This window comes from Vibrio sp. Vb0349 (assembly GCF_033338975.1).
Map to the genome: position 1 here is coordinate 1 of NZ_JAWOTS010000319.1, position 1,179 is coordinate 1,179.

The 1,179-nt window shown below is 48.1% G+C and carries 1 protein-coding gene and 1 pseudogene; both read right to left on the reverse strand.

Going from position 1 to position 1,179, the window contains the following annotated elements; translation table 11 throughout:
- Nucleotides 1–267 (reverse strand): annotated as a pseudogene (locus R7Q47_RS25510) (twin-arginine translocation signal domain-containing protein); the annotation flags it as partial.
- Between the two features lie 9 nt (nt 268–276).
- Nucleotides 277–1,179, reverse strand: a 903-nt coding sequence (locus tag R7Q47_RS25515; RefSeq protein WP_318090154.1) for a DUF1800 family protein, incomplete at its 5' end; no start/stop codon positions are given.

Below are 1,179 nucleotides of genomic sequence, written 5' to 3' on the forward strand. Positions count from 1 at the left end.
GTTTGCGTCGTTCGCATTCAATCCAATGGGAATAATGGTATTTTTGGCAACAGAAAGAGATCCTCTCACATTGGCGTACTGGTTGTAGTGAAAATCAGATAGCGGCAATATGGTATTAATCGCATCGTTTCCGCCAGCTAAGTACACACAGATCAGCGCTCGGAAATCATTTGAAGGCGCGGCAAGTGAATAACCCGGCAACCCGAGTGATGCGATCGCCCCAAACGATGCGGTGCTTTTTAGAAAGTTGCGTCTCGAAATGTCCATAATTCACCCCTAATCCTGAATGTAAAATTCATCGCCAGAAATCGCAGTAAAGATAACGAGTGCGAGTTTTGTTGTTGGTACGTAATCGGTTCGATACTCATCCGACACTTCTAGCAAAAGCGCTTTGAGTTCAGGCGAAGCCGTGCCCGCAAAGAATCGTTCATCGACACGCTCAACGAGAGCTTCGTGATCATCGAGTAGGGAATACAGTTCGCTAAAGTCCAGCGTATAAGTATCACCACCACCCGAGCGAGTGCTACTAAGCATGAAATTGACCAGATCGGTATACACTGACCAATCGAGCAATTCGTATTCGGGTGACACCATGCCTGACTGCACAAACTCATTCGAAGGTTGATAGTCTGGCGAGTAGAAGTTGAATACCGAAGGAGAACGCAGTGCGCCTTGTTCTGCGGTGTTCATCACTGTTGTTGCTCCGTCATAGCGCGCAGCGGTAAGTGTAAAGCCTGCGGCTCGGTGGAAGTTAGTGAGCACCAAAATGGGCTCTTTCACTTTCATTGGCGGCGTGTTGGTTAACCCCATGGCTTCGTTATCAAGTAAAACCGCGCGGATCACTGCGCTTAAATCACCTTTAACCCCTTTTCCGTTGTTGTTGAATACGCGAGCAACTCGCGCAACGTACTCCGGGCTTGGGTTGGAGGAGACGAATCGTTGAATCAAAAACTTCGACACAAATGGCGCAATGTTAGGATGAGACATCAATATATCCAGCACTTGTGAGAGCTCTTCTTGGGCGGTCAAACCCGCAGGAATGGTTGTTCCCAACACGGTTTTTTCGTTGGTGTCATGTCGGCTGTTTATCACGCGCATGGGTTCAACAAATGCCGTGTCTGAATTTTTCCAACCAGTTAGCGCACGGGCCAGTTCTTGGATATCAGTTTGAGAGTAGGT